This window comes from Bradyrhizobium sp. LTSPM299 (assembly GCF_000938235.1).
GTDB lineage: Bacteria > Pseudomonadota > Alphaproteobacteria > Rhizobiales > Xanthobacteraceae > Bradyrhizobium.
Genome location: NZ_JYMU01000083.1, coordinates 1 through 2,670, shown reverse-complemented (window position 1 = coordinate 2,670; position 2,670 = coordinate 1). Strand labels below are relative to the sequence as shown.

Genomic DNA, 2,670 nt, shown 5'->3' with positions numbered 1-2,670 from the left:
TTTTTTTCCGCCCCGCTTGTGCGAGACGGCGATGCTGGAGGAATGCGTAAGCGATCATAGTCATGAGCGCATGACGATGAAGGCCCTGCCAGGATCGTCCCTCGAAGTGATCAAGCCCGAGTTCCTCTTTCAGCTGCTGATGGGCCTGTTCGCAAATCCATCGAGCTTTGATCGTAGCAGCTAACGTGCGCAGATTCGTCTTGGCCGGCATATTGGCGAGATAATATTTCTTCTCTCCCGACGTCCTGTGTTCGCCGATGAGCCAGGCTTCGTCCCCCGGAAGATGCTGCTGGCCCATGTCCTTGATCCGCTGCGGAGGTCCATCAGCGGTTCGCACGCGAACCGCGGCGAAGCGAGCTTCCAGCCGGCCCTTGGTCCCGTTTCGCCAACTCACATTTTGCCACTTAGCATTGGCCAGCATGTCTTCGGCCGCCGTCGACAATACGTCGGGAATGTGCCGCTTGCGGGGACGACCTCGACCGGCGACCGGCCAGATCAATTTAACCTCCACCGGATAAACCTTCTGATGACGAGGGATACCGACGGCCCAGGCCAGGCCGCGTGTCGTGAGCCCCTGACGGAACGGCGCGCTGAGGCCGTAACCGGCATCGGCCAGCACACAGCCAAAGCGCATACCGGCTGCCATCACGCGATCGATCTCCGCCAAGGCGATCTCTGGCTTGGTCCGCGCTGCGCGGTACTCTACAGGAACGCCCGCACGCTTCAAACGCACCGGATTGCTCGTCCAACTCTCGGGAACGAAGAGACGTAATGCCACCATGACCGGCACTTCACCCCGCGCAAGCGTCAGCGACACCAATGTTTGGCAATTAGCCGTCTTGCCGAGAGACGAGGCATATTGTGGAGCGACGCCAACCGAACGATCGCCCTTCTTCGGCATCGCCGTGTCGTCGATGACCAGCACCGCATCTTTGCCGCCGACCAGGCGATCGGCCTGAACGAGCAATTCTGCCTCCAATGGCGCCGCATCCCAGAGGCCATCAGCGATGAAATGGTGCAACTGGTCATACTCGCCCGGTGCCAGCCGCGCCGCCATTGGCTGGACGCTCTTGCGATCGCCCGGTCCAATCAATCCCGAGATATAAAGCGGACACATCCGCCGCCGCGCCTTGTGACCTAAACGATCCAGGAATGGCTTGAGCCAGCGCCCAAGCTCGTCTTCCCACTTCGACTTCGTGTCCACCATGGTCGGCCCTCCAAAAGCCGACCACCCATGAATCATTGAAAATCTGATTCGGGAATCCAGTTTCGCTAATCAATCGCCAAAATCTGCCAAAGTAGTGCTAGCACTACTTTGGCAGATTTATTCACGCCGCTGCTTTCCGCCGATTTGTCTTCTGCAGTGCGGGCATCGCTGAGGTCGTGGTTGAACGATGAGATCGACGATGGCTTGGCGTACGGCCGGTAGGCTCGGCTGAGGTGGTGGACCGTTGATTCTTTTTTTCCGCCCCGCTTGTGCGAGACGGCGATGCTGGAGGAATGCGTAAGCGATCATAGTCATGAGCGCATGACGATGAAGGCCCTGCCAGGATCGTCCCTCGAAGTGATCAAGCCCGAGTTCCTCTTTCAGCTGCTGATGGGCCTGTTCGCAAATCCATCGAGCTTTGATCGTAGCAGCTAACGTGCGCAGATTCGTCTTGGCCGGCATATTGGCGAGATAATATTTCTTCTCTCCCGACGTCCTGTGTTCGCCGATGAGCCAGGCTTCGTCCCCCGGAAGATGCTGCTGGCCCATGTCCTTGATCCGCTGCGGAGGTCCATCAGCGGTTCGCACGCGAACCGCGGCGAAGCGAGCTTCCAGCCGGCCCTTGGTCCCGTTTCGCCAACTCACATTTTGCCACTTAGCATTGGCCAGCATGTCTTCGGCCGCCGTCGACAATACGTCGGGAATGTGCCGCTTGCGGGGACGACCTCGACCGGCGACCGGCCAGATCAATTTAACCTCCACCGGATAAACCTTCTGATGACGAGGGATACCGACGGCCCAGGCCAGGCCGCGTGTCGTGAGCCCCTGACGGAACGGCGCGCTGAGGCCGTAACCGGCATCGGCCAGCACACAGCCAAAGCGCATACCGGCTGCCATCACGCGATCGATCTCCGCCAAGGCGATCTCTGGCTTGGTCCGCGCTGCGCGGTACTCTACAGGAACGCCCGCACGCTTCAAACGCACCGGATTGCTCGTCCAACTCTCGGGAACGAAGAGACGTAATGCCACCATGACCGGCACTTCACCCCGCGCAAGCGTCAGCGACACCAATGTTTGGCAATTAGCCGTCTTGCCGAGAGACGAGGCATATTGTGGAGCGACGCCAACCGAACGATCGCCCTTCTTCGGCATCGCCGTGTCGTCGATGACCAGCACCGCATCTTTGCCGCCGACCAGGCGATCGGCCTGAACGAGCAATTCTGCCTCCAATGGCGCCGCATCCCAGAGGCCATCAGCGATGAAATGGTGCAACTGGTCATACTCGCCCGGTGCCAGCCGCGCCGCCATTGGCTGGACGCTCTTGCGATCGCCCGGTCCAATCAATCCCGAGATATAAAGCGGACACATCCGCCGCCGCGCCTTGTGACCTAAACGATCCAGGAATGGCTTGAGCCAGCGCCCAAGCTCGTCTTCCCACTTCGACTTCGTGTCCACCATGGTCG

1 protein-coding gene and 1 pseudogene are annotated in these 2,670 nt (G+C 59.8%); both read right to left on the bottom strand.

Annotated elements, in window-relative coordinates; genetic code table 11:
- Positions 1 to 1,207 (bottom strand): IS701 family transposase (locus tag UP10_RS35765; RefSeq protein WP_044591034.1); only part of this gene is annotated, 1,207 nt, incomplete at its 3' end.
- Positions 1,208 to 1,328: 121 nt separating this feature from the next.
- Positions 1,329 to 2,665: pseudogene (locus UP10_RS35760) on the bottom strand (IS701 family transposase).
- Positions 2,666 to 2,670: the final 5 nt, after the last annotated feature.